Below are 24,629 nucleotides of genomic sequence, written 5' to 3'. Positions count from 1 at the left end.
TCACATCGAGCGCTACGGTCAGTTTTTGTTCCTCTTTAAATCACGTCGCATATCCAACAGCAGTGATTTAATATCATCCAATTCTGTCCTTTGCAAAGGAACAACCCGGCTGATATAGCGGTCAAACTCCCATATTTCCAACACCTCTTCCAATTTTACCAGGTAAGGCTCGTATTGTTCATTCAGAGATTTTAACTGCAAGCGGTCTTTACCAATCAAGGTGACCTGCTTAAACACAAAATCTTGTTCCGACCGCATGATCACAATACACAATGTTTCAGCTTTTATGGCTTGCCAGTCGGCTACGTACGCCGCAAGGACGTCGCTGCCTTCCGGCACCGGTACCATCGAATCTCCGGTCGTTGGAAACAAGCGAAACGTTTTCCCCTTGGCCAATCCAGGGAATCGGTATTTTGGTAAAGCAGCGATATAATCCGGATCACGGTGACCAGTCGTATAACCCGCTTTTGCTTTGACAGGAACATATTCGATATATTCATCGTTCTGCTCATCCACAGATATCGCCAACACTCTCATGTTTGCTTTCGGCCTTTCCAGATCATTTAATTCCTTTTCAGTCAATCCCGCCAGATCCAGTCTCAACAAATTGTCGATACTAACGGCAAAGTGGTTTGACACGGCAACGAGGTCACTAACCGTCGGGTTACTTGTCTTGCCATTTTCATGTGCGTTCAATTTCACCCTGGTCATTGATAACGTACCGGCGAGTGCATCCTGACTTAATCCAGCACGCTTACGCAAAAAACGGACATTACTACCCCAATAGGACATAATTCAAATTGATACCAATAGTATCAAAATAATCTGATATTTTAAATATCATTATTGTATTTTTTTTAAATTGTTGATAATTTTCATCAGCCTGCTTTTTTAATGATTAAATATGCCAACGCCGGATCACTCAGCAACCGCTCCATTTCCAACTCAATAATATCCCGTATATCCTGTTTGATCTCCAAATAATTCCGCTCCACAATCGCATTATTGATCTTCATGACCTCCGGCAGCGGCACATAGCTATCAATTTCTTTTTTCAACGCCGCATGGTCATTGACAATCTCACAATGAAATGCTTTCAATTCAATTTTACAATCCGGGTTATCGGCCACCATACCGACAAATTCTCCTGAACTTAATGCCGAGATCCGTGAAGCCGGTACGGCTGCTTCCAATTGTTTTGACCGGCTGATCGAGGTATCACTGCGGTTGATGGACAGGCTTTCCCGGTCCTGCATGATCCGTCCGATCTTTTCCGATACCGCTTTGGCCGTATCTCCCGATACCTGCCCGACCGCCATATTACCTACGATATTCATGATCACATCCGCCTGCTCGCGGCCATAATCCTTACGCAACTGGCTGGCATCCTGGATACCCAAACAGGTCGAGATCAGATTGGATCTCCCGGTACTGATCGTGGGGATAATGTCCGTGGTCAGTGTCGGGAACTCATCAAACACCAAGCTGCATTTCAGCTTATCCTTTTGGTTAATGATCTTCAGCAGACGGTTGGTAAACAGGGATAACACTGCGCCATAGATCTGTATCTTCTGCGGGTTGTTACCCATGCAAACGATCTTGGGTGCGGCGGGGTTGTTAATATCCAGCGTGAACTCATTACCTGATAACACGTAATACAATTGCGGCGAAGCGATATGTGCCATCGTGATCTTCGCCGAAGCGATCTGCCCCTCCAACTGTTCCACCGCATCACGTTTGTAGGCACTGATAAAAGGGTTGATCAACACATCAATCTCTTTTTGCGTACTCAGCAACGTGAACAGACTGTCATAATCCGCCTGCATCAACTCGATCACATGCGGCAGGGTACAAAACTCTCCGTCGTTATATTTACGCAGATACCAGATGATCGCCGTCAAAAAGTTGATCGGCGACTCAACAAAAAAATCACCCTGCCGTTTGATCCACTCGCGGTTCAGGCCCAGCAGGATCGTCCGCGCCGATTCCACCGCATCCGTCAGATCCAGCATCGCCGAGGGATCTAATGGGTTGCAGCGGCTGCTCCGTGACAGATCATCAAAATTGATGGAGTAGAATTTTGGGGGAACCTTGTACCCGTCACGATATTTCAGCCAGGTATTATAAGCGATGACCGCCAGGTCCGGCATTTTAAAGTCATAGACGAACATGGCAAAACCCTTGCGGATATGCTGGGTGATGATATGCCGGATAATAAAGTAACTCTTACCCGAGCCCGGTGAACCAAGCACCACCAAAGCCCGGAACAGGTTGATAAAATTGATCCAGCCGCGACGCTCTTTGCCTTTGAGTATATATTTTACCGGCAGGTTTACCGAAAACTCGTTCTCCAGCAGCCGTTCTTCCTGCGGGAAAGTCTCCTGGTCACGGTTAAAGATGTCACCGCTCAGCTTGTCCCGGATGATCTTCGACAGCATCGTACCGCCGCTCATGATCAGCAAAAAGCCCAAACCACAGCTAGCCATATAAGCCACAGCCACCAAGGTCATTTTTGCCCTCACCAGCAATACCAGCTGGCTGGCGAAGAAAAAAAAGAGACCGATTATTAAGTAAAGGGCCGCTGTCTTGCCCGTCTGCTTTTCATCCTTTTTACCTTTCACGCCGATCAGCGCGATCACCAGAAAGGCCAGCGCGATCAGCTTTGGCTTCATAAAGCTGCTGAACAGCCCCGTCCGCACCACATTCCCCAATAAGCGGTCACCCAAAGCCGACACCAAATGCCAGCCCGCGAACGCCCCGTAACACACCACATAAAAATGCAGCAGCAATACCACTATACTGATCAGCCTCGTCATATCGAGGATCTTGCGCATCGCCTGATCGTTTTCTCCAGTCTGCATGACAAACCCCTCCCAGTCCTGTCCGAAGCAGGATTTTTCTAATCGTTCTCACTAAATCATTCACACCTGCACACCAGCCCGGACGGCTGAAAAAGAGCAAAGCAGTAGCTAGCATCCCTCATACCTGAGCAATACACACCTTATCTTTTACCCTGAAATTTTACCTGATCATCAACCCGGCGACAGCCGCAGCCTTTTCTTTTTCTTCTTTTTCCGCTTCAGTTCCCAGTCCATCACCTCGCGCAGCTCGCCTGCATCCAGCAACACCTCCGCCAAACCCCGACCACCGGCAGCCGATCCATCACCCGGCACAAATTCCCGCGAAGGATCACGCCCTTTTCCCGCGTTTGCATAGCCGCCCACCCCGAGCTTTTCCGCTTCCCCGTTTTGTTTTTTTTCCTCACCGGCCCCTATGTTTTGACAGCGTTCCAAAACAGCTTTGGCGCTGTAAGCCTTGCCCAACTCGCTCCCGTTAAATACCACTTTATTTTTATGGTCTACATAGGTCATCCCATAGATCACCCCATCCTTACCCCGGCGTACCACCACATCAACAGCCCCGCCTTTTAATTCCGCGACCAGCTTCTCCAAACTTTTACCTCCACCCAGCAGGGCCAGGTCAATTTTTGTCTTTAAGTTTTTCTTTAACCCGTCGCGCTTCAACTCGTTTTTCTTAAACTTTTCCCGCAATTTTTTTAAGGTCGGCTTCTCATAAAAATCACTCGCTTTGATCGGCACACCCACCTTATTACCCGACGCATCCAGCACCCGGAAAACTAAACCCTCAAACCTGTTCACCCGCGAACCCTCGCCACCGGTATCCGCTACGATATTATACAAACCCAACACCGCATTCAACTGCGCCAGCGACGTAAAATTATAGCTGCCCGCCACCACATTGATGATACCATTCATTGCCCGCTTCGTCTCCATTTTGCCATACAAAGCCCGCTGCACGTTGACCGGTTTGAAACGTTCCGTCAGATCATTTTTCTGACCAGCTGTAGACACCAAACCATAGGCTTTTTCCATGGCAACACAGGCCGGCCGCGCCCGGTCTTTGCCGATATTATTCAGGTTAATCGCCTTACCATCCGCTTTAATATTTGTGGTTACCAGGTGCACATGCGGGTGCCCCGCATCAAAATGCTGGTACAATAAATAAGGCTGCCCCGTAAAGCCTATCCTGTCTAAAAATTCTTCCGCCAGTTCTTTTAAGCGCTCATCCGAAAACTGCTCTGAAGGATGGAAATTCAGGGAAATATGCAGGCTGTTCACCGTCGTCCGCTGGTTCAATTCCGTCAGCATTTCCAGCCGCCTGAGCTTCTGCTGAAAGCTGAGATCAGCAGCCGCCATCGGGTAAAAGCCGGCTTCTAAACAAACCGCTTCACCCGCCCGAACCTTGGCCTCGTTATAGTTCAAGGCATTGCGCAAACACTTGCTGGGATGGACTACTGCAACCACTGTTCGCTGATCGAATTAACTTTTAAAACCACTTCTCCGAACAATTCAAAATAGCGGTCGCGGTCACGCCCGAAACGCTCCACCCAAACCTGCATTTGCGGCGCATGATCCAGCATATGCAGCCGATGCACCGCTTGGTTAAAGTTTACCCCGATGGCATTCAGTTCCCGACGCAACACCACCAGTTCAGCGACCAGTTCGTCCAGTGATTTATTCCGCGAATAGACCGTGATCCGTTTGCCAAACAACACCCGCCGCACATATTCCGACAGCTTGCTGATGGTGCTGTTTTTCCAGCCTGTTTCCAGCTTTTCAAACTCTGCCGCATTCAGCCGTAAACCAATGATCCGGTAACGCCCCGTTTTCTTATCCTCACTCATCACACCCTCCAGCCCCTATCATTTAACACTCCAATCACACAACTTATACTGCTCATCAAAGCCAGGCAGTCCAGCGCCCCCGAGTTCCGAGGGGGCGGCCAACGGCAGTTGTTGTTAAACAACTGTACATCTGGCCGATTGCAAAACGGGCAATCTCCCAGCCGTCTAACGACCGCCTCAAAACACCTAAAATCAGCCCGCTGGCCGTAAACCGCCACCCAGGCGCAAAATCGGCTTTTGCATCTCACCCTTACAGCGCAGCCAGTCATTCAAATCCTTAAACTCTTCATAAAGGCCGCTTTCATCTACAAAACAATTGCCTAAAGACAAGGCATAATCACGATAAGCCAAACCCGTCACATCCCTGTCTAGCCATAGATGCACCCGCTCGTGCTGCTTCAGAAAAGACAGCGCCCGGTCAAACAAACCCGCACCATTCAGCACGACAAAATCCACCGAGCGCGGTTCCTGATAGGGATGAAGCGCCTGCCAGGAAAGGAAGTCCATAAAGCCCTCAAAGACATGCGCAGAGCCTGCTCCATAAGACAAAAAAGTCACATCTTTTGGCGCACTGCTTTGCTTGAAACTTTTGTTGCGGATCTCCCAGCCGCCCAGGTTATTTTGAAAGCCGATACCGTAATACGAGCGGCCACCAATATCATAGGTCAACTCCTTGCAATAAGCATCCGCGACCACAATAGGTATAGACCGTTCATGGAGATAATTTTTGAGCGGATAAGCATAAAGCGGGCGTACTTCTTTGACCACTAATTTGCTATCCCTGTCAAACCTGTCATTCAACAAATCCGTTTCAAAAGCGGAGAGCCGGTGAGGGGAGAAAGAAACGTTCATACGCTCCAATAAGGCAGCAATGGAACATCCGTGATAGCGCAGTAAAAAGTCAATCGGGTTTCCGCCTGCCATCAATCCGAAATCGTACCATTCGTTGGCAGTACGGTCGATGTGAAAGCTTGGTGTCCGTTCATCCCGCAAGGGTGACAAATACCAATAGTCCGTATCATTTTTCTTTCGCGCCGCCGGCTCGTGCCCCAGCTTTTCCAGCAGGTTCACCAAGTCTAACTCCCTGATCCGGAGGAGCGAGAATGCCTCGTTTTTCATTTCCATAACGCCGATCCCTTTCACTTTTCAAAATCAAAAGTAGAATGGACAAATGACATTTACCTATCCTCCCCATATTCTAATGAGGATAACAAGTCAATTCGGCCCTTAAGGGATGATTCATTTTATAGAATGGCTGCAGGAAATCATCGAAAAAGCTTTGCTGGTTTTCATCCAGATAAGCCATTAGACGCCCTAACAAATAGTGATCCGCCAATTGATTATTCAGGTGCAAACTATCCTTTTTTGCGGTAGTTAAAGTCAATGTTCCGTCAAGTATGGTGTCGTTGCCTTTAACGACCGAGAAGGAAACTTCCCGACCTTTCTTCACCGGTTTTAACTGAGTGATAACCACATCCGCCTGCTCGTCAAGGAAATGAAACAGCAGCAACAGTTTTTCCCTGATCAGCGCATGCTGCAGTTTAGTGTCCAGGCACCATAACAATTCATGGATAAAGTCCAGCAACAGGTCATATTGCTGATACACATATTCCACCTTTTTAATTTTTAAAAGGCGGTACGGGAGCGGTTCGTAGTGTTGCAGATACAAATTGCCATGACTGTCTTTGATGAGCTGATCAAGCAGGGGCTGGTCATTCAATGGAAACTCGCCCGCGGCGTGCATAATTTTATTACGCAGGAACTGCACCTGTTTGATCTTCGTCAGATAAGGTTGACAAACATTTAATTCGATCTCCAGTACCTTATCCAAATAGTTGATCATGGATTGCAGGTAGTCTTTAGATTCGATATCCTGCAAAGAAAGCCGTTTACCAAATTCTGTTTTCAATATCCCGCACAAACGCCTTAATTCGTTCTCCAGCAAGGCATAGACAATCACAAACGATGACTTGTTGAAATGATCGGCCATTTCTTTATAAGTCATTTCCAATGTAACCTCTTCCAAATTAAAATGATTGTCCACCCCATTAGGATCGGCCTCCATAATCGCCTGTGACCATTTTTCATTTTCGTCGCCATCAGTAGCCGCATAGACCTCGTCGTAAATCTTTTTTGCTTCTGCGTGCGCAGTTTCGCGTTTTTCACGCAACTCACTTAAACGCGTCACATATTCACGGCGATACAGATCTGTGGTTGTTTCCGCATGCCGGCGTTGTATTTGTATTTTATTGATCAGTTCTTTAAAAAAATGCAGCAGGTCTGAACCGCCGCCGCGATCCATGAGATACATTAATACACTGATATCGAAATCGTATACCATCATCAAATAATAAATGATAAATGTAAGATTTCCAGTCCGATCCTCCCCATATTTTAATGATGATCGTTTCAAGCTAACCAGCGACCTTTGAATCATTAATTAACCAAAAATAAATGCGTATGGCAACGACAAATGTGCTGGGGAAAGTTTATGAAACACTGTTATGCAGTCCCGGAATGAATGAGGCAGTGAAGATCGATGTTAAAGTTTCAAGAAAAGCGATCCTGCTGCTATCAAGTGTACTTGACCGAAATATGAATGCCGACAATCCAAACATCAAAGAGTTATTGGAACTGGTACCTGCAGAGGATATCACCGAACTGGAAACCTTTGCCCAGGACTGTCTTAAAAAGGCAGGACTGACGGAGTTAAACGAGAAGGTCAAAAGTTTGCAGGCCAAATAACAGCAACGGGAGATTCGCGATATCGCCAATCTCCCGTTTTTATTTGGCTTTACCCGCATGTATATTTGTGAAAACCGATGCCGGTTATACATTTATTATGTCGAAGAAGCAAAAGCCCAAACCCAAATCGCAACAGATAAATATTGCCAAAGAACCGACCGTCGAGAACCTGACCACTATTGCGGAAAAAAGAACCGGTGGGGCAGTAAATATTGCCGGTATAACCTATCAGACCTTATACGCAACACATATCCTGTTAAGCGAATATGCGGACAAGTTGAACGTTGCCACCATACAAATGGAAGGCCTTGAAGATATTGATCTCGACAAAGGGAAGTTAACTGTTGGTAATAAAGAACTTATTCAGTTAAAGACTTCGATCAATTCGCTGGATGCGGCGGGCTTCTGGGAGATGGGGGTACTGAAGAATTTTTTAGAGATCTACAATCAGGATAAAAACCTCACCTATCGTTTTGTCTATAATATGCCTATCGCTGCCGGGCATCTGCAAAAGCTTTCAGAGCAAAAACTCAATGATGCTTCCAAAACATACTGGCATGATAAAATAAAAAGCTTAACACTTTATTCTAAAGACCTCGACATCGACGATTTTCTAAAAAAAATCACTTTTGAAAAGACCACGGCCGAGACGCTATACAAACGCTCAACAGACCTTTTACTGGCAAAACATAATGTTAATCCGGGGACGCAGTTACAATATCTCAAAAGCATATTCTTTCATGCGCTGGAATGGTCCAAAGAACGGACAACTATCGATCAATCATTGTTCAACCAAACCCTGCAGCAGATAACCGATGCTTTTTACAAAGGACCGGTCAATGCTGCCGTAGTTAACGGCTGGATAACACCGGAACTTTTCCAGGATTCACAAAATCCGCTTTCCGAAGATTATTTTGAAGGGAAAGCTGCACGGCCCGAGCACATCTGGCAACAATTGCCTGCACGCCGGCTTACTTGGGAGAAAAACATAAAGGAGCAATTAGAAAAATCGGATGTTGTTGTGATCAAATCATCCAGCGGACAAGGTAAATCTACACTGGCCTGGCAAACAGCCTACAACTTACTCGCCACGCATAAGGTTTACCAACTGAATCATGCACAGCTAGCTGAATATACGGAACCCATTATAGATTTTATCAAAAGCCGTGTGGAGATCGGTGAATCACCACTGATACTGATCGATGGACTCGATCAGCAATTAAAATATTGGTCACTGATCGCAAGCCACCTGGCAGCTTTTCCCGTTAAGTTCATCGTTACCACGCGGGAAGAGGATTGGTACACTTTCGGCAACGATGCTTCCAGGCTCAGCTTGCAGGTTGTCACCATTAGCCTCACCGAAGATGAAGCTAAAAATATCTATCAGCAACTCAAGACCAAAAATAAGATACATGCCGATAGCAGGAATTGGCAAACACCTTGGGAGAAAGTGAAAGAGCGCGGCCTGTTGATCGAATACGCCTACTTACTTACCAAAGGTGAAATGATCAGTGAGCGACTTTCACATCAAATCAAAAAGCTTAATGCTGGCGAAAGAAATAGCGGTGCAAAGATCGAGATATTACGCATGATCAGCGTAGCGGATGTACTTGGCTTGAAACTGCAAAGTAAAAACCTGATCGCCCATGTACAAAAGGTTGCCGGGATCACCGGTGACCGCGGCGAATTACTCAAAGAACTGGAACTGGAGTATTTTGTGCGGTTAGAAGAGCAATATGTAGAAGGACTACATCCGGTAAGATCATCCCATTTGGTCACCCTGCTGCATGTATATGTAGCGATTCAAGATACGCTAACGGGAATGTTAGGTTTATTGGAGCCGGAATATTATACACAGTTCGCCAATGGCGCACCTGATCTGGTCGGCGAAAAAGATAGAGACGACTTTATAAAAAAGCTTGCCGCTTGGGCAGCAGAAAAAGATATCAGCAATATGGTAGCCCTGATCGATGGTTTGATGCGACGGGAGCCGCAACGTTATTGGGAAGCGAATCGTGCCATCTTTGAGGATGCCTATCAAAACGGCGGCATTGAACTTTTTATTTACGATACACTGCCGTTCACCTGTATAATACGGAGAAGTTGACCAGGTGATTCCGTGGCAAATTGACCACCCAAAGTGCTGGCGAACGAGCGCAGCGAACGCTGTAGAAGCGTTGTCAAAAGTAGTTATTTAAAGTGTGTTTTGCAGATAGCTTTTTTCGGGCTCTGCGGGCCTTCTTTTTCTCATCGACTCTCCCTTTAGTTCCATCCGGTGCGCATCATGCACGATGCGGTCGAGGATAGCATCAGCGATCGTCTTTTCACCAATGACCTCATACCATTTACTGACCGGCAGCTGAGAGGTGATGATCAGGGATGTCTTACCGTGCCTGTCCTCAATGATCTCCATCAGTGCGGCCCTGCTCTGCGCATCAAAAGGTTGTATACCGAAGTCATCCAGGATCAGTAGTTGCTGGCGTTCCAGTTTGGCTACATCCTTCATGTAGGAACCATCTGCCTTGGCCATCTTCAGCTTAGCAAAGAGTTTGGGTGTGCTGGCATAGAACACGCGGTAACCCAGTATGCAGGCTTGGTGTCCGATAGCAGAAGCGATATAGCTTTTGCCGATACCGGTGCTGCCTGTGATCAACAGGTTCTCATTCCGGTCAATAAAGTGGCAGTCTGCCAGGCGCATTACCTGATTGCGGTCGATACTACGGTCGGCATGGTAGTGGATGTTCTCTACCGAGGCCTTATAGCGGAACTTAGCATACATGATCGTACGCTCTATGCGCCTGTTCTGCCGGTCGTCCCATTCGGCCTCTACCAGGTGGGCCAGCAGTTCATCAGTGGTGTATTCTGCGGTCTGTCCCGTTTCCAGGCAGCTTTTAAAGGCATGGTACATGCCATAGAACTTCAGTTTGCGAAGTTTGTCTAAGGTGTTCGTGTTCATATCGATCTGTTCATTAATGGTTATTTATAGTAGTTCTCTCCCCGGATATTGTCATGGCTGGGCATAGGCAGCTCGTCAGCAAATAAGCTTTCCTCGTAGCTGTCCATCTTGTTCTCCAGTATCTGCTGTATGGTCTTGTAGTTGTACACGCCATAGCCGAGCGCACGCCTGCAAGCGCTGGCCAGCCTTTCGTTACCTGCCTTGCGCGCCAGGCTGAGGATACCGATACAGGAGCGGTAAGCTTGTTCCGGATGTTGCTTTCGGTCCAGTATCTTCAGGATGTAAAGCCTCACATCCTCGTGAATGGATGCTGCCCATTCCAGGAACTTATCGGGTGTCCATTCGGTCATAAAGCGGTGTGTCGAAGCCAGGTGATCTTTATCCGTTGTGTAGCTGTAAGGGCTTTTGATGCGCCTGTGCATGGCGATGCGTTCATAGTGGTAGTAGACTTCTACGTTGGTGCGGGAATACAGCAGTTTGACCTTCCTGCCGATAAAGCGGTACGGTACGCTGTAGTAGTGTTTGTCGATACCCAGACAAACATGTCCGTTCTTCATTACAGTGGCCTGGTGCTGCCGTTTGAACTCATAACGTAATGCCGGTAATGGCGAGAGTGCCTGGCGTTCTATCTCCTCGAACTGGAGCTTTCTGCTGTAATTGCGGCCTTTCAGCGGCTGGCTGTTATGTGCTTCTAAAGCGACCTTGATCGCGATATTCAGTTCTGCAAGGGTATGATAGGCCTCTTTGCGAACAGGTGCGTAGATACGGCTGTAAACGATCTTAACGGCTCCTTCTACCAGTGCTTTGTCACGAGGGCGGTACGCCCTCGCTGGTAAGATGGTCGTTCCGTAATGGTCGGCAAAGTCAGCAAAGGTCTCGTTCAGCGTTGGCTCATAGCGGTTACTCTTGGTAACGGCAGCCTTCAGGTTGTCGGGAACGATGGCGGCAGGTACGCCGCCATAAAAGTGCAGGGCATTCTCACAGGCTGCTATAAAGTCTTCTTTCTGCTGGCTCAGCACAGCTTCTACGTAAGTTAGTTGGCTGGCGCCAAGGATAGCAACGAACACCTCGGCCTCGATGACCTCACCGGTATCCTTGTCCGCTATGCTTAGCTTTTCACCGGCAAAGTCCACATACAGCTTATCACCGGCTTTATGATCCAGGTGCATCGTGGGGTTCACGCGGGCTTTCCACTGGTTGTAATAAAAGCAGAATTGGGTGTACTTGAACCCGTCAGGGAACTCTTTGATATAAGCTTCCCACAGGATGCGGCGGTTCATACCGACACGCTTTAACTCTTTATCTATCTGCGGGAAACAGCGTTGCAGGGCCACCATTCGCTTGTCCGGGGGACGTTCACTGCTTTTGCCAAAGAAGTCCTCCAGCTCCTTATCATTAAGGGTATTGATTTCCTCGAACGTAAAGCCGCTGGCATCGAACGCAATAAGGTACTTCTTTGCGGTATTGCGTGACACGCCGGTCTGGGCCGCTATCGATAGCTTGCTGCGGCCCTGGCTGTACATCCTGAGGATCTGTCTTATCTTACTCATGCTTATCGTAGTGTTGGCCATTAGTGAAGTTGTTAAACCTCAAAAATAGGCCTGCTTCTACAGCATATGTGGCTCGTTCGGGGTGGTCAGTTTCCTCCGAAATCAGGTGGTCACTTTCCCGCGGAATCGGTGGTCAGTTTGCGCCGAAATCAGGTGGTCAATATCAGCGAATTCTCCAAATAATAGCCACTATATGTATTCTGGCGTTGATTGGCTATTTCAGACTGCAAAACGCTGAGGTATTTATCTACGCGGTATTTGTGCTCGCAATTTCGTTTATGGGGTTTGTTCTGTCTTTTATTATAAAATCTTCTACAAACAGATACATAAAGTTTTTACTCAACATATTAGTCACGTGCATCATAATTGTCACATGTGCTGTAATTATTGGATTTGGCATTTTTATTTTTACCGACTCTAATTTGCTGTTAAAAAAAATTTTCAAAGTAGACCAAACTGATACGTCGCAGATACGCCCCTTTTCTACCAAGCTTCATTCATTGCTCTGCAAAGTTGAATTTAACTCCTCGTTATGTGATGTGCTGACCTATGAGTTAGGTGAAGATTCATGCGAACATGTTAAATACAGAAATCTTTTGCAAGCCGGCGAGTGTGGGAAAAATGATATAAGATATTATTGGCGGCCAATAGAGAAATCAAGAATCAAAGAAGAGTTATACCCTTATCTTAAGAGTGTAAAATTATTTTCAAGTATTTGGAATGATGGCTATGTAACTTACTTTTTCCAAGACAATAAGTTAACAAGAATCTCCATAAGGTTTGTTCCCAAAACTGATGAATTCGATCATCTATTTATTAAATCTCTTATTGATAATACCCCGATTAAAGAAGCCGCTTTCATTTCAGAAGAAGTTGACAATATTCATTATGTGGTGGGTAGTTCGTTTCAAGACGGACATATAATTGAATTATTTGCCAGTAACGATCAGGGATATTCTTCGTGTATACATGATTGGTGGCACAGTTTGAAAAACCAATAAATAATCATTATAAAACTAAAAAAATGAAAACTCTAAGATTCTCTTTAGTACCATTGCTGGTTTTAACGGTAGTAAATTTATCAAATGCTCAAGATCCTTCGCCAACACCGCACGGTGGCAACAGTAAGAAGGTGCAGGCGCATCCTGTGTCAGCCAAAGAAGAAAAACCTACACCAACACCACATCCTTCATCAACCCCTCATGCCGCTAAGAGTAAAAAAGCGAAGGTGCATGCATCCACCAAGGAAGAAAAACCTACACCTACGCCACATCAATAAGAAACAATAGTATTATATGAAGATGTGTACTTCCGGTCGATGGTCTTTCTATTGCATCGACTGGAAGTTATAGATGAGGATGCAATTACAGCCCGGCAAACACCGTCTGCGCGTGCTCATAAGCCGCCAGATCGCCAATATCATACCTGATGCCGTTAATTGGCCAGGCGTAAACTGTAGTTTGCTGGCATAGCCATGCAGCCAGGTTGCCTGGGGCATCATACCCGCAGCCTTGCTCTAAGGCAGTTTTGATGAGCGGGAGGTCTGAGGCTTTGTACAAATAGAACGGAGGTACTGCCCAATGCGATGGCGGGTTGGCAGGTTTCTCGTGCATGGCAATCACCTTAAAGCTTTCATCGGTTTCCAGTACACCGGTTTTTTGCAGTGCGGCTATAGATGGCTCTTCGTGGCAGGTGATGCAGCTGGTGCCTTTTTGCTTTGCATAGGTTACAAAATCACTAAATGAGAAGGTAACCACATTGTCGCCAGCTACTACCAGCAGGTCATCGTTAATGTGCAATTGCTCAACAGTGAACAAAATATCCTTAACGGCGCCCAGTCTGTTATCGTTACTGGTGGTGCCGTCGTTCAAAACCGTAATTTTTTTGGTATAGTTTGCTTGCTCTTTCCAGTTCTGGAAATGACTATAAAAAGTGGCGTTGGTTACGATGACGTGCTCGGTAATTTCGTCAATACCATCTATCCGCTCAATCAGGCGATCAAGAATAGTTTTTCCGCCAACTTCCAGTAAAGGTTTCGGGAAATTTTGGGTAAGCGGATATAAACGGGTGGCATAACCGGCTGCCAGTATCAATGATTTCATTTGGTTGCTTTATATGTGATGATTGCGAAATGGATAACTTAGCTAATGCGCTTTACGCCGTCGGCGGTTTTGCAGGCCCACACTTCGTACTTGCCTTCCATTTCTGGGAACTGCTCCAGGTAGGCTTTGCTCACGTAGTCAATCGCTTCCTGGCGATGATCGGGGTTTGCAAGGGCTACGCAACAGCCTTTAAAACCGGCGCCGCTAAAACGGCCCCCATATACGCCCGGGGCCTCTTTAATGGATTGAAATAAGGCGATCATTTCCGGACAGCCAGACTCCCAGAATTGAATGGAGCTATCGCCAGAGGCAAACATAATGGCGCCAAGCATGTTAATATCTCCCTTAGAAAAAGCCTCCACAGCTTGCTCCACACGTTCATGTTCGGTCATAAAGTGAGTGGCGCGTTTGGCCAGCGGTTCTGGCAGGCGGTGTTTCCATTTGTTGTATACGGCGCGGTCTACATGGCGTAAACGCGTGTCTGTAAATGATCCGTATGGCAGGCCCTCATAGGCCAATAAAGAGTAAGCGGCCACCTTGCACTCGTCTGTGCGCGTGTTATACCCCGTATTTACTAATGTGCGCGTTAAACCACTAAAGAAAACCAGGATATCAAAATCAGGCATGGTATCCGGTTTCGGTATCAATCGGTATGAATCATCCAGCGTATCCAGGTATAGTAAATGATCTTTCCTGGCCAGTACCTCGCAGCTTTGGTCAAGTTTACCCAGGCTCAAACCGATGTATTCTTTTTCGGCAATAAACGCCAGTTCGATTAGCTGATGTTCATCTACGGTGATGTCATTAATATCGGCCAGAGCCATGATGTAGCACAGCAGTACGGCCGACGAAGAAGATAAACCTCCCACAGGCATTGATCCGCAAATTAAGCCTTGCACACCATATTTTATCTCGCCAACTTTTGATAGCGTATAGATAGCAGCCTGTACATAGCGACCCCAGTGTTGATATCTTGGAGGAATAGCCGTTAAAGGAAACAGCACTTGACCTTCAAAATCAGTACTGAACAAATTGATTACCCCCGTTTCTGTAGGGACGTATAAAAAGTCTACACCGTGGTCCAGTGCAAAGCCTGTAACTGGTCCATGCTGATGATCAATATGCGCGCCCACCGGACAAACCCTGTAAGGGCTATAAACATGGCGAATATCTTGTTCGGGGGTATCTGGAAATAAGGTCGAGAATTTGTGTTTCATGTATTCGGCTTATGCACTCTAATAGAAGTGCATATTACGAATAATTAATTGAATGTTGCTAATTTTTCATTGTAAATGTTTGTTTGTGGTTAGGTATTCATAAAACCAGCCATTTATTTAACATTTTTTTAATTCGATTAAGCGCTCACGTATCACATATGATTGAATATCGCTACTGCTGAAAGCCGGATCTGCTAATTTTTATCGGCAACCTCACTAATTTCTGCTGCTGTTGGGAAATTGGCGGGAACAGGGTAAGTAACCTTGCCAGAGCCCAGCCACTCTGCCGCTCTGATCATGGTGGTTTGAAAGCCCACGCAGCGGTAGCTGATGGGGTAAATGTCGCCTTTCCACAAATGGCCCATGCTGGATACATAAACACGGCCCTTGCCATATTTTACAATCCACTCTACCGGCCAGTTAATACCTGTAAGCGGGTCTTTAGCATAAGAGAGCACGGTAAGGTTTTGTGCGGGCCCGCGCGCAAAGCGGTAAAGCTCAACATCGGGTGTAAGCCACTGTTTTGGATAGCCTTTATTGATAGGGTGGTTATTGAGTACCTGTATCAGCAGGTTGCTTCGGTCGTTATGGTAGGTTCCTTTACCTTCATTGGGCGGGATGCTGTCTATTTTGCCCAATGAGTCAACGGTGAGTGCGTAGCCAAAAGTTTTTGGCCGCCAGCCCAGGCCTATTATTTTATTGTACTCGTCCCAGTCAGGGTAGGCATTGTTGGCCGAGTGCAGGATGTATAACCCACCGCCGTTTTTAACATAGTTTTCTAACTCCGCCTGTACCCGGCGCGGCCATTTCAGCTTCGGGTTTTGGATGTTGTTGGTGTTTTGAATCACCACGTCATATTTTTTAAACTGTGGCTCCCAGGCGGCCCAGGCCACAGAGTCTGCTGGGTTACCGGGCGCTGTAGAAACGCTGATGCTGAACAGGCCTGACTTTCCTAATATCAGCGATACTATTTTGGTGGTTTGCTGCCAGTCGTGGTTGCTATAGCCATCCACAATAAGCACTTTTATTGGTTTTTTATGCTTGCTTTGGGTAAACCCTGACAGGCAGAATAAGCACGCTAACAGGCACAGGATAAGTCGTTTCATGGGGCGGCTGGTATAATTGGAGTTATGATTGCCGTATACTTATGAGTATTCAAAAACTTTTGCAAACTCCTCTTGCCGCGCCTAACTTATTGATGGGAAAGATATTCCTTTAATCTTTCTGAACAATTCAACTGCGTACAGGTCTGTCATCCCCGAAACAAAATCAAGGATGGTTTGAATTTTGGCGTAGGTATCTGTAGAAGTGGTCAGAAATTGTTTAGGGATCAGCTCTACCAGCTTTTTGTGGTATTTTGATTGATTGCTGAGATAAGCCGGGATAAACTCCTCCAGCAAACCGCCCATTACTTTGTAGCCTGCAACCTCAATCTGTACTACCGAGCTGTAATTGTAGATCTTTTTAACCGACAAATCGCCGATGGTTTTCATGGTAGAGCGGTAAGGCTCGTCAATGCGATCAATCAGCGCTGCATTAAAATCGCCTGTAAGAAAAGCCTCCTGTTCTTTATAAAATAGATCTGAACACTGTTGTACCAATGTGCTGATTGATCTGGCACGCAGGTAGCCTACCTTGGCGTCAATATCTTCTATGGCTGCTAGGCGAGCCGGCATTTTGGGGTCGTTGCAAAGGGGGAGCAAAAGGTCTTCCACCTCCTGGTACGAGAGGATTTTCAGTCGCTGGGCATCTTCCAGGTCGATGATGTTATAGCAAATATCATCCGCTGCTTCTACCAGGTAAACCAGTGGATGGCGTTTGTAAATCAGCGGATCGTCCTGCATTTTAATCAACCCGAGTTCGGTGGCAATTTTTTCAAAGCCTTGTTCTTCCGACTGGAAGAAACCATATTTCTTCAGGTGAATCTGCTTTTTATCACCACCGGCCAAGGCACTGCACGGGTACTTGGCAATGGCTGCAATGGTAGAGTAGGTGAGTGCAAAGCTGCCATAACCTTTACCCGCATAAGGGTGTGTTAATATGCGCAGGGCATTGGCGTTACCCTCAAATGTGGTAAGGTCTTTCCATTGCTGTTCGGTTACTTCCGATTGATATTTACGGCCGTCGCCATCGGTAAAATAATGTGAGATGGCCGACTCCCCCGAGTGACCGAAGGCCGGGTTGCCCAGATCATGCGCCAGGCAGGCTGCGGCTACAATGTTGCCTATCTCGCTCAACAGCGGGAATTTATCATCAATGGTCGGGTCATCTTTCCGAAGCTTGTTGTAATGCTCGCGCCCTAATGATTTGCCCACGCTGGCTACTTCAAGGCTGTGGGTAAGCCGGTTGTGCACAAAAATGCTTCCCGGCAGGGGGAACACCTGGGTTTTATTTTGCAACCGGCGAAAGGGCGATGAGAAAATAATGCGGTCATAATCGCGCTGAAACTCAGAGCGTGCATCCTGCGGATTGTCGTAGGTTTTGTGTTCGCTTCCCCAGCGTTTGGCCGATAGTAGTTGATCCCAGTTCATGGTTAAATTTAAATTTCCAGATGGATGATGGACGAAGATAGTGTTAATATTTATTCGGTTGAAAGCCGGTATCGCATCTCTGCCGACAATAAAAAAGCTAATTTGCTATTGATTTTGCATCGAACTGCCTATAAATCTTACAAATTGCAGACCCATTACAACCAACCATAACGTACCTTTGCACGTAATAAAAACAAAGCGGTACTAATGCCGCTTGCAGCATTTCCTGAAAATATGCTTAACACAATAGAAGAAGCTATACTGGCCATACAAGCCGGCAAAACAATTATAGTAGTTGATGACGAGGACCGCGAGAACGAAGGCGACTTTTTAGCCGCTGCCCGCCACGCCACACCAGAAACCATCAACTTTATGGCTAAATACGGTCGCGGATTGATCTGTGCGCCCATCACCGCCCAGCGCGCGCGCGAGCTGCAGTTGGAGCCAATGGTAGTACAAAACACCGCATCGCATGAAACGGCTTTCACCGTATCTATTGATTTGCTGGGGCATGGCTGTACCACCGGTATCTCGGCGTCAGACCGCTCAAAAACCGTTTTGGGTTTGATTGATGACAGCATGAAACCTGCCGATTTCGGACGCCCGGGACACATTTTCCCGTTGATTGCAAAAGACGGCGGTGTACTGCGTCGTTCAGGCCATACGGAGGCTGCCATAGACCTGCCCGTGATGGCCGGTTTTGAGCCTGCCGGTGTGATCTGTGAGATCATGAAAGAAGATGGCGAGATGGCCCGTTTGCCAGACCTGCTGGAGATGGCCAAAGAATATGATCTGGTTATTGTTTCTATTAAAGACCTGATAGCTTACCGCCTGCGTACCGAAAGTATGGTAACCAAAGAGGTGGCTGTAAAAATGCCTACTGAATGGGGTGAGTTTGATATGATTGCCTATACCCAGGTTGATACCGGCGAAAATCACCTGGCGTTGGTAAAAGGTAGCTGGGAGCCTGATGAGGCCGTTATGGTGCGCGTACACAGCTCATGCGTAACCGGCGATATCTTCGGCTCATGCCGTTGTGATTGCGGTCCGCAATTGCACAAGGCTATGGAAATGGTGCAGGCCGAGGGTAAAGGTGTTATTTTATACATGAACCAGGAAGGCCGCGGTATAGGTTTGGTAAACAAGCTGAAAGCGTACCAGCTGCAGGAAAATGGCTTTGATACCGTTGAGGCTAACATTAAACTGGGCTTCAAAATGGATCAGCGTGATTATGGTGTAGGGGCACAAATTCTGCGCGATCTGGGCATTTCAAAAATGCGCCTGATGACCAACAATCCTAAAAAACGCGCCGGATTGATTGGTTACGGACTGGAAGTGGTAGAGAACATCCCGATTGAGATTGCGCCCAATCCGCATAACGAAAACTATTTGCGTACCAAACGCGATAAAATGTCGCACGATATCTTGTTGAGAGATCATTAATTGACTCAAGTTACTATCGAACATACATCATAACGCGTCATTGCGAGGAACGAAGCAATCTCTGCGTAGGATAGTCGGATAAGCACATTCGACAAGCAGGTACAGAGATTGCTTCGTTCCTCGCAATGACGTAGAGGGTAATCAGTGTTAGATTTTTACGTGACGTTGTTTTTATAACAACTTGGGGTAATTAAAATATTTGTCTCCCCGGCCAAAGTGGAAGCTTGTTCTGATTCCCTAAAAGCGCTTCCCGGAGGCAAGTACAGATGTGGCCTCCAGATCTAAAATTTTGCAAATAACCAGCAATCGTTCTACGGTCAGCTTGCTGTTACCTAACTCTATCTTGCTGTAGCAATTCTGGCTGATCTGCATCTTCATGGCCATATACTCCTGCGAATAGCTTAATTTCTCTCTCTGTTTGCGGATGTTGTTAGTAATCATCCGTATCTGCTGATCTTGCATGAATGGCTTTGTTAAATGAATAATTTAGCAAGCCCCAGGGGGACGAGATTGCTATGTCATAAAATACAACCGGAAAAAGAGGGGATTGGTTTGCGGGGATTTGTGTTAGTTTAAGATAGCGTATTTATACCATGCGTTTTTTTCGACCGTTTAGGCATCTGCGCAGGCCGAAATAGTCATCTTCAATGCCTACCGTTTGAGTGGGTAGCTAAAGGGCGCTTATTGTACTTTTTTCGCGATCTGGACAAACTGGCCTAATCTTCCTCTTCCTTCTTAGAATTGCCCTGATAAGGCAGTGGTGGAGGTGCTGTAGTAGCCGGCGGCGTATTGCCGCTAGCCGGGCGTTTATGCCCCCGCAGAAAAATAGCACGGATGAACTCTCCAAAAGTATCAAAATCACGTTGGTAAACCAGGCCCACACCGTTTACATATAATACCTGAGAAGATGACCCGATAAGTGAGTTAAGCGTGGTGGTATTGAGCACCCGGTAAGAATAACGCAAGCGCAGGCGGCCGTCTTTCCTGATCAGGAAATCGGCCTCAAAATCTTTAACAAAACTATTGGCATCGGCATTAAAGAAGCTACTGCTCGAGCTGTTGAACAGGTTGTTGGTGCCATTGCTGCTATATAAGCTGCCGTTTAGTATAATACGGTCATTCCAGAAATGCAGGGTGGCGCTGGCATCACTGGCCGAGCGGATGTTGATATCGATGTTCTTGATGTTGGATTGCGATATGAACGTGTTGAGTTTGTTAAACGCAAATTCGCTTACGGCCTGCTCTGCTGTTTGGGCTACCTCGTTACTTAAATTATTACTACCCGTGCCCGGCGCAAACTGACGGCGAATAATTAAGCTCAATGCCTGCTGATTACGATTGTTTTCGTCATTGAGATAGGTTGCCAGGTCTTCTTTAATAGACGGATCTGTAGGGAAGCTAAAATCAAAATTTATAGTTGGCTGTAACAAGGTGTTGGTCAATATCAACTCTGCTTGAACCAGTTTCTGCTGGTCGCCGGTAGCCAATTGTTGCCCTGCTGCCGAGTATAAGTTATTAATACCCGTACGTACTTCATAAATGGCCTTTAAGTTGATACCCGCATTATTAGGATTGCCCGTCCAGCGGATGGTACCGCCCTGGTTAACGGTAAAGTTTTTACTGATGAAATCTTTAGCGGTAAATTCAAACTTACCCGACTGAATCAGGTAATCGCCAAACATCTCAAAATCGCCCAGGCTGTTAATCTTTAGTTGAAGGTCATTGGCAATGCCCCGGCCTTCTAACCGGCCGTAATCAGTAGAGATCTTTACCAGCGATTTTTCATCCACCTTCAAGTTCATATTTAGTGTAACACCTTTAAAGGCGTTAACGGTTTCAATGTGCTGCTCAACGGTGTCTTTATGGCTGGCGTAATGGATAAAATCGTACTCTGTAGCGGTAGATGAGGTGTTGAGCGGAATATTAAACACCGTACCATCATTGGTTGATGCATCAATATCGATACTCATGTTATCGGTAGGGCCGCTAAAGTAAAAATCGCCAGTAGCGTAAGCCGTACCATAATAACGATGATTGTCCTTAAATGTGGTGTTAAGCGCCATCAGGTTGGTGGCTTTAACAGAAATATCCAGATCGGGATTAGAGATATTGTTCAAATTCACGGTGCCATTGGCTACGCCTTCACCGCCCCGGGCATCACGCAGTTTAAGGTCTTTTATTTTTACTACGCTGTTATCAACAGTTAACTGATCATTTAGCGTGTAAGCCGCCTGCAGGTAGTTTACTTTAACGCCGGTGTTAGAAAGCGTTACTTTGCCATTCAATTGAGGGTTATTGGCAGGGCCGGTCAGTTTCAGATCGGTAGATATGGTTCCATTAACTTCCGTTACCAGATCTTTAATAAACGGCGAGAAGATGATGGCTTCGGTCTGGTCCATCTTCACATCAAAGTTTAAGGCGTTTTTGGTGCCCTCGGTCATATCATAAACGCCGGCAATATTCATGGTTTCCAGGCCGCGGTTCATAATATTCATCTTCACGTCGGCCTGTTTGCGGCCATTATCAAGGCTGGACAGAATTTTTACATCGCCCACCAGTGTTTTGTTCATGGTAAGAGAGTCAATTCCCAGATTAGCCTCAAATGCAGGCGATTTTGTGATCTCGCTCAACGTAACATTCCCGTTCATGGTACCATGCAACGCAATGTCTGACGCCTTGGCCAACTGGTTAAGCGTAGCCATGCTGAAGTGATCAAAATCAACCTTTAGCTTATCGGCCGGGTTGTCGGAGATAAATCCATTGATACGCACTTTCTGCGCGCCGTTAGACATTTCAAAGCCCGATACCTGTGTTTTACCATCCAGCAGGCGAATGCGTACCTGCTCCTGGATCTTCCACGGTTGATGCTCTAAGATCACATCCGATGGCAACAGTTTCAGCTTGGCCGTGGTATCGCGCCCAAACTCTACCAACCCGTAAAGGTCCAATTGGTTGGTGGCGTCTTTGTCAGACAGTTTGATGTTGAAATTGAGACTATCCTTTTTAAGTGTGTTGGCAATGTTGATGTTTTTGATAAAGAGCGATTTGCTCAGATCAATTTTGCTGAGCGACACGTTGAGGCCCAGGAAGGTATCAGAAGTGTTTTCATCGAGAATGAGATCATGGAACGTCATCCCGCCATATTCAATGGTTTTAATATAACCGCTCAGCGAGGCCTGGTCTGTGGCCGAATTGAACTGCCCGACAAACGTACCCGGTTCCGGAATCCGAAGACTGGGCACAAAGATCACCGCCAGCGGCGTGATATCCTTAACCTTTAAATTGAAGTCAAAATCCTGTGATTTAAACGGCGTGATATCCGTTTTTATAGAAGGGATATATTTTTTAACGATGGTTTTAAAGTAAGATGGCAGGGTGGCCACATCAAAATTGCCTTTAATACTGCCATCGGCCATTGGCGATTGCAGACTGATCAGCCTATCGCGGCCTTTGCCGCTGGCCGTTAACTGTACAGAGTCAACCACGATGTTATTCCTCGGGTCGATGATCCGCATGGATGAAAGCAGTACATGGCCCTCAATATCGCTCAAGCTTTTAACCGCAAAATGCGTGTTCAGTTGTGCGCTTATAATAATGGTATCTTTCAGGAAATGCAGGGTGTGCAGGTGCGCATCGCTGATGGAGGCGTTCAGGTCATAAACAGGCCTAACGGGGTTCAGGTCGGCAGAGCCTTTAACGTCCAGTTTCAGGTAGCGGTCATCAACAGTAACATGTCCGGCAAAAACTTTCTTTTGGATAGAACCTTTGGTGAGGATGTTATTATAACGGTATCCTTTGTAATCAAAATAAGTGAGGCGGGCATCAACCTGCTCGGCCAGGTTTTTCAGTTCATCGCCGCTGCCTTTTACATCGGCCACGAAGGTGGTGCGGCCAATGTCACTCTCGTCAATCAGTTTACCCAGGGCAAAATCATAGGCTTTAATATTACCGCTATAGGCAGGTATGCCAGCCTTGCTAATCTTCAGGTTAACATCGCTCTCAAAGCGGCCCAGTGCAGTCTTAAACTCGCCGTAGGCCACAAAATCATTCTGAAAACCGGTGAAACGGCCCTTAAAGTTAAAATTGCCAAACTTGCCCACTACATCAGGTAGCTTGCGGTTGGTGGCGCCCACAAAACGGTTGTACAGATATTCCAGATCGCGGCGGTTGCTGGCTACCTGGTTAATTTTCAGTTCGAGAAAAGTGTTGTCCCAATCAGGCAGACCTTTCAGGTTAAAATCGCCGCTGATGTAGGTGGCCTGTCCACCGGTGATGGTAAGACCGGTAGCTTTCAGGTTTCTAACCAGGCCTTTAACCTTGCCGTCAATGCCCAGGTCAAAACTGGTTTTCTCCAGTCCGCTGGTAAAGTAGGCAATATCTTTTGATGCCACCTGCGACGATTTAAAATCGGCATCCATCATCACCCTGTCTTCAAAGTCTTCGTCCATATCACTGAACTTTTTAAACCGCATCCTGAAATAGTCTTTCAGGTGTGTTTGCGGGGTGATTATGGATAGCTTTTTCAGTAAGATCTGGTTGGTATCTACAGTGGCCTGGGCCGTGAGGTTTTTGAGGGTGAAACCGCTTTTTTCTCTGAAGGAGAGGTGCCGCACATCGCCTTTAAAAATATGGTGCTTTATATCCATCCCGAACACCTCGGCAGTAAAAGCGCGCACATCAATATCATTAAAGTTGATGCGGTTGCTGATAATGGTATCGCGCAGATAGTTTTTATAGCGGAAATGCAGGTTATTCACGGCAACCCTACCGAAGATCAGCGTCCACGGGCGGGGCGGTCTTTTTACGGTATCGGGCGAGTTGAAATAATCAATAACAAAATCCAGGTTGGTGGTGCTGTCTTTCAGTTTTTTGAGGTAGAAAGAGCCATTATCCAGCTGGATGTCATTAAAGTTAAGCCGGCGCTGTTTAATACTGTTAAAGATAGAAAACTTGTTGATGGCTACCGAGAGGAGTGGGGTATTGAGCAGTGTATCATGCTGCCTGTCCATCACGTAAAGGCCTTCCAATCGCACGCTGGTGAATGGCCTTATATCGAGACTTTTGATGCCGATGGTAGTTTTGAGTTCTTTAGACAGGTAAGCGGCCGTTTTTTTGGCCATCCAGGTTTGTACTGGTTTAAACTGCAGCACCAGCAATAGCACACTCAGCATCAGCAGGATGACCAGAACGATACTAAGCGCTATTTTGAGTACTTTTTTAATAACTTTGCAGTTTTAACTAATGAGCGAATGAGTGAGTTTTGAATGGTTGAATGTTTTAACAGCGCATAGCCAATATGGTTTAGGCCGTTAAACAAATTACAATCATTTATGTCACTTTTCAACAACTTGCCTAAGCAAGCCAAAAATCTAAAATTTTT

19 protein-coding genes are annotated in these 24,629 nt (G+C 46.5%); 5 read left to right on the top strand and 14 right to left on the bottom strand.

Annotation, left to right across the window (positions count from 1 at the left end):
* Nucleotides 1-18: 18 nt before the first annotated feature.
* From ABZR88_RS16850 to ABZR88_RS16825, 6 genes are all read right to left on the bottom strand, one after another.
* Complete coding sequence (locus ABZR88_RS16850) at nt 19-792, bottom strand: helix-turn-helix domain-containing protein (protein ID WP_107827138.1); 774 nt, start codon at nt 790-792, stop codon at nt 19-21.
* 86 nt (nt 793-878) lie between these two features.
* On the bottom strand, nt 879-2,861 hold the full coding sequence (gene mobC, locus ABZR88_RS16845; RefSeq protein ID WP_107827137.1) for a conjugal transfer protein MobC: 1,983 nt from the start codon (nt 2,859-2,861) through the stop codon (nt 879-881).
* 171 nt (nt 2,862-3,032) lie between these two features.
* Nucleotides 3,033-4,283 carry a relaxase/mobilization nuclease domain-containing protein gene (locus ABZR88_RS16840; protein WP_245916992.1) on the bottom strand — a complete coding sequence of 417 codons (1,251 nt, stop codon included), beginning with the start codon at nt 4,281-4,283 and terminating at the stop codon, nt 3,033-3,035.
* A gap of 29 nt (nt 4,284-4,312) precedes the next feature.
* Nucleotides 4,313-4,705 (bottom strand): plasmid mobilization relaxosome protein MobC, encoded by a 393-nt coding sequence (locus ABZR88_RS16835; RefSeq protein ID WP_107827136.1) that lies wholly within the window; start codon nt 4,703-4,705, stop codon nt 4,313-4,315.
* 192 nt (nt 4,706-4,897) lie between these two features.
* Nucleotides 4,898-5,830 carry a toprim domain-containing protein gene (locus tag ABZR88_RS16830; protein WP_107827135.1) on the bottom strand — a complete coding sequence of 311 codons (933 nt, stop codon included), beginning with the start codon at nt 5,828-5,830 and terminating at the stop codon, nt 4,898-4,900.
* A 73-nt stretch (nt 5,831-5,903) separates the two neighbouring features.
* The gene (locus tag ABZR88_RS16825) at nt 5,904-7,049 is read right to left on the bottom strand and encodes a hypothetical protein (RefSeq protein ID WP_107827134.1); all 1,146 of its coding nucleotides are present in this window, start codon (nt 7,047-7,049) and stop codon (nt 5,904-5,906) included.
* Nucleotides 7,050-7,165: 116 nt separating this feature from the next.
* Between ABZR88_RS16825 and ABZR88_RS16820 the strand changes: the two genes are divergently transcribed.
* Nucleotides 7,166-7,450: a hypothetical protein gene (locus tag ABZR88_RS16820; RefSeq protein WP_107828004.1), complete on the top strand. Its 285-nt coding sequence runs from the start codon at nt 7,166-7,168 to the stop codon at nt 7,448-7,450.
* Nucleotides 7,451-7,517: 67 nt separating this feature from the next.
* Nucleotides 7,518-9,557, top strand: coding sequence for a hypothetical protein (locus ABZR88_RS16815; RefSeq protein WP_107827133.1), 2,040 nt, complete (start codon nt 7,518-7,520; stop codon nt 9,555-9,557).
* 87 nt (nt 9,558-9,644) lie between these two features.
* Here ABZR88_RS16815 and istB read toward each other — a convergent pair whose 3' ends face one another.
* Together istB and istA are read right to left on the bottom strand one after the other, a co-directional pair.
* On the bottom strand, nt 9,645-10,406 hold the full coding sequence (gene istB, locus ABZR88_RS16810) for an IS21-like element helper ATPase IstB (protein ID WP_107831783.1): 762 nt from the start codon (nt 10,404-10,406) through the stop codon (nt 9,645-9,647).
* Between the two features lie 20 nt (nt 10,407-10,426).
* On the bottom strand, nt 10,427-11,956 hold the full coding sequence (gene istA, locus ABZR88_RS16805; protein WP_369434689.1) for an IS21 family transposase: 1,530 nt from the start codon (nt 11,954-11,956) through the stop codon (nt 10,427-10,429).
* A 29-nt stretch (nt 11,957-11,985) separates the two neighbouring features.
* Here istA and ABZR88_RS16800 point away from each other — a divergent pair, with 29 nt between their 5' ends.
* Nucleotides 11,986-12,957: a hypothetical protein gene (locus ABZR88_RS16800; protein ID WP_369434697.1), complete on the top strand. Its 972-nt coding sequence runs from the start codon at nt 11,986-11,988 to the stop codon at nt 12,955-12,957.
* A gap of 23 nt (nt 12,958-12,980) precedes the next feature.
* Entirely contained in the window at nt 12,981-13,235 is a 255-nt protein-coding gene (locus ABZR88_RS16795) for a hypothetical protein (protein ID WP_146166432.1), read from the top strand.
* Nucleotides 13,236-13,320: 85 nt separating this feature from the next.
* Here the strand turns inward: ABZR88_RS16795 and ABZR88_RS16790 are convergent, their stop codons facing one another.
* The 4 genes from ABZR88_RS16790 to ABZR88_RS16775 all read right to left on the bottom strand — a co-directional run bounded on the left by ABZR88_RS16790 (nt 13,321) and on the right by ABZR88_RS16775 (nt 17,806).
* The gene (locus tag ABZR88_RS16790; protein WP_107826228.1) at nt 13,321-14,058 is read right to left on the bottom strand and encodes a nucleotidyltransferase family protein; all 738 of its coding nucleotides are present in this window, start codon (nt 14,056-14,058) and stop codon (nt 13,321-13,323) included.
* Between the two features lie 38 nt (nt 14,059-14,096).
* Nucleotides 14,097-15,275, bottom strand: coding sequence for a galactokinase family protein (locus ABZR88_RS16785; RefSeq protein ID WP_107826229.1), 1,179 nt, complete (start codon nt 15,273-15,275; stop codon nt 14,097-14,099).
* 194 nt (nt 15,276-15,469) lie between these two features.
* Entirely contained in the window at nt 15,470-16,381 is a 912-nt protein-coding gene (locus ABZR88_RS16780) for a ThuA domain-containing protein (protein ID WP_107826230.1), read from the bottom strand.
* A gap of 81 nt (nt 16,382-16,462) precedes the next feature.
* The gene (locus tag ABZR88_RS16775; RefSeq protein ID WP_107826231.1) at nt 16,463-17,806 is read right to left on the bottom strand and encodes a deoxyguanosinetriphosphate triphosphohydrolase; all 1,344 of its coding nucleotides are present in this window, start codon (nt 17,804-17,806) and stop codon (nt 16,463-16,465) included.
* A gap of 234 nt (nt 17,807-18,040) precedes the next feature.
* Here ABZR88_RS16775 and ABZR88_RS16770 point away from each other — a divergent pair, with 234 nt between their 5' ends.
* Entirely contained in the window at nt 18,041-19,249 is a 1,209-nt protein-coding gene (locus ABZR88_RS16770; protein ID WP_107827069.1) for a bifunctional 3,4-dihydroxy-2-butanone-4-phosphate synthase/GTP cyclohydrolase II, read from the top strand.
* 237 nt (nt 19,250-19,486) lie between these two features.
* Here ABZR88_RS16770 and ABZR88_RS16765 read toward each other — a convergent pair whose 3' ends face one another.
* Both ABZR88_RS16765 and ABZR88_RS16760 read right to left on the bottom strand, forming a co-directional pair.
* Nucleotides 19,487-19,711, bottom strand: coding sequence for a helix-turn-helix domain-containing protein (locus ABZR88_RS16765; protein ID WP_107826232.1), 225 nt, complete (start codon nt 19,709-19,711; stop codon nt 19,487-19,489).
* 254 nt (nt 19,712-19,965) lie between these two features.
* Entirely contained in the window at nt 19,966-24,420 is a 4,455-nt protein-coding gene (locus tag ABZR88_RS16760; RefSeq protein ID WP_107826233.1) for a translocation/assembly module TamB domain-containing protein, read from the bottom strand.
* Nucleotides 24,421-24,629: the final 209 nt, after the last annotated feature.

Origin of the sequence: Mucilaginibacter yixingensis, from assembly GCF_041080815.1 — a bacterium.
GTDB lineage: Bacteria > Bacteroidota > Bacteroidia > Sphingobacteriales > Sphingobacteriaceae > Mucilaginibacter > Mucilaginibacter yixingensis.
Note: the sequence above shows the minus strand (reverse complement) of the source record. Positions and strands in the feature narration are given on the sequence as shown.

What these genes read in the sequence shown, in the direction of transcription:
- ABZR88_RS16850 (WP_107827138.1), bottom strand. Translation starts at nt 792, where the DNA reads ATGTCCTATTGGGGTAGTAATGTCCGTTTTTTGCGTAAGCGTGCTGGA.
- mobC (WP_107827137.1), bottom strand. Translation starts at nt 2,861, where the DNA reads ATGCAGACTGGAGAAAACGATCAGGCGATGCGCAAGATCCTCGATATG.
- ABZR88_RS16835 (WP_107827136.1), bottom strand. Translation starts at nt 4,705, where the DNA reads ATGAGTGAGGATAAGAAAACGGGGCGTTACCGGATCATTGGTTTACGG.
- ABZR88_RS16830 (WP_107827135.1), bottom strand. Translation starts at nt 5,830, where the DNA reads ATGGAAATGAAAAACGAGGCATTCTCGCTCCTCCGGATCAGGGAGTTA.
- ABZR88_RS16825 (WP_107827134.1), bottom strand. Translation starts at nt 7,049, where the DNA reads ATGATGGTATACGATTTCGATATCAGTGTATTAATGTATCTCATGGAT.
- ABZR88_RS16820 (WP_107828004.1), top strand. Translation starts at nt 7,166, where the DNA reads ATGGCAACGACAAATGTGCTGGGGAAAGTTTATGAAACACTGTTATGC.
- istB (WP_107831783.1), bottom strand. Translation starts at nt 10,406, where the DNA reads ATGAACACGAACACCTTAGACAAACTTCGCAAACTGAAGTTCTATGGC.
- istA (WP_369434689.1), bottom strand. Translation starts at nt 11,956, where the DNA reads ATGAGTAAGATAAGACAGATCCTCAGGATGTACAGCCAGGGCCGCAGC.
- ABZR88_RS16795 (WP_146166432.1), top strand. Translation starts at nt 12,981, where the DNA reads ATGAAAACTCTAAGATTCTCTTTAGTACCATTGCTGGTTTTAACGGTA.
- ABZR88_RS16790 (WP_107826228.1), bottom strand. Translation starts at nt 14,058, where the DNA reads ATGAAATCATTGATACTGGCAGCCGGTTATGCCACCCGTTTATATCCG.
- ABZR88_RS16785 (WP_107826229.1), bottom strand. Translation starts at nt 15,275, where the DNA reads ATGAAACACAAATTCTCGACCTTATTTCCAGATACCCCCGAACAAGAT.
- ABZR88_RS16780 (WP_107826230.1), bottom strand. Translation starts at nt 16,381, where the DNA reads ATGAAACGACTTATCCTGTGCCTGTTAGCGTGCTTATTCTGCCTGTCA.
- ABZR88_RS16775 (WP_107826231.1), bottom strand. Translation starts at nt 17,806, where the DNA reads ATGAACTGGGATCAACTACTATCGGCCAAACGCTGGGGAAGCGAACAC.
- ABZR88_RS16770 (WP_107827069.1), top strand. Translation starts at nt 18,041, where the DNA reads ATGCTTAACACAATAGAAGAAGCTATACTGGCCATACAAGCCGGCAAA.
- ABZR88_RS16765 (WP_107826232.1), bottom strand. Translation starts at nt 19,711, where the DNA reads ATGCAAGATCAGCAGATACGGATGATTACTAACAACATCCGCAAACAG.
- ABZR88_RS16760 (WP_107826233.1), bottom strand. Translation starts at nt 24,420, where the DNA reads ATGCTGAGTGTGCTATTGCTGGTGCTGCAGTTTAAACCAGTACAAACC.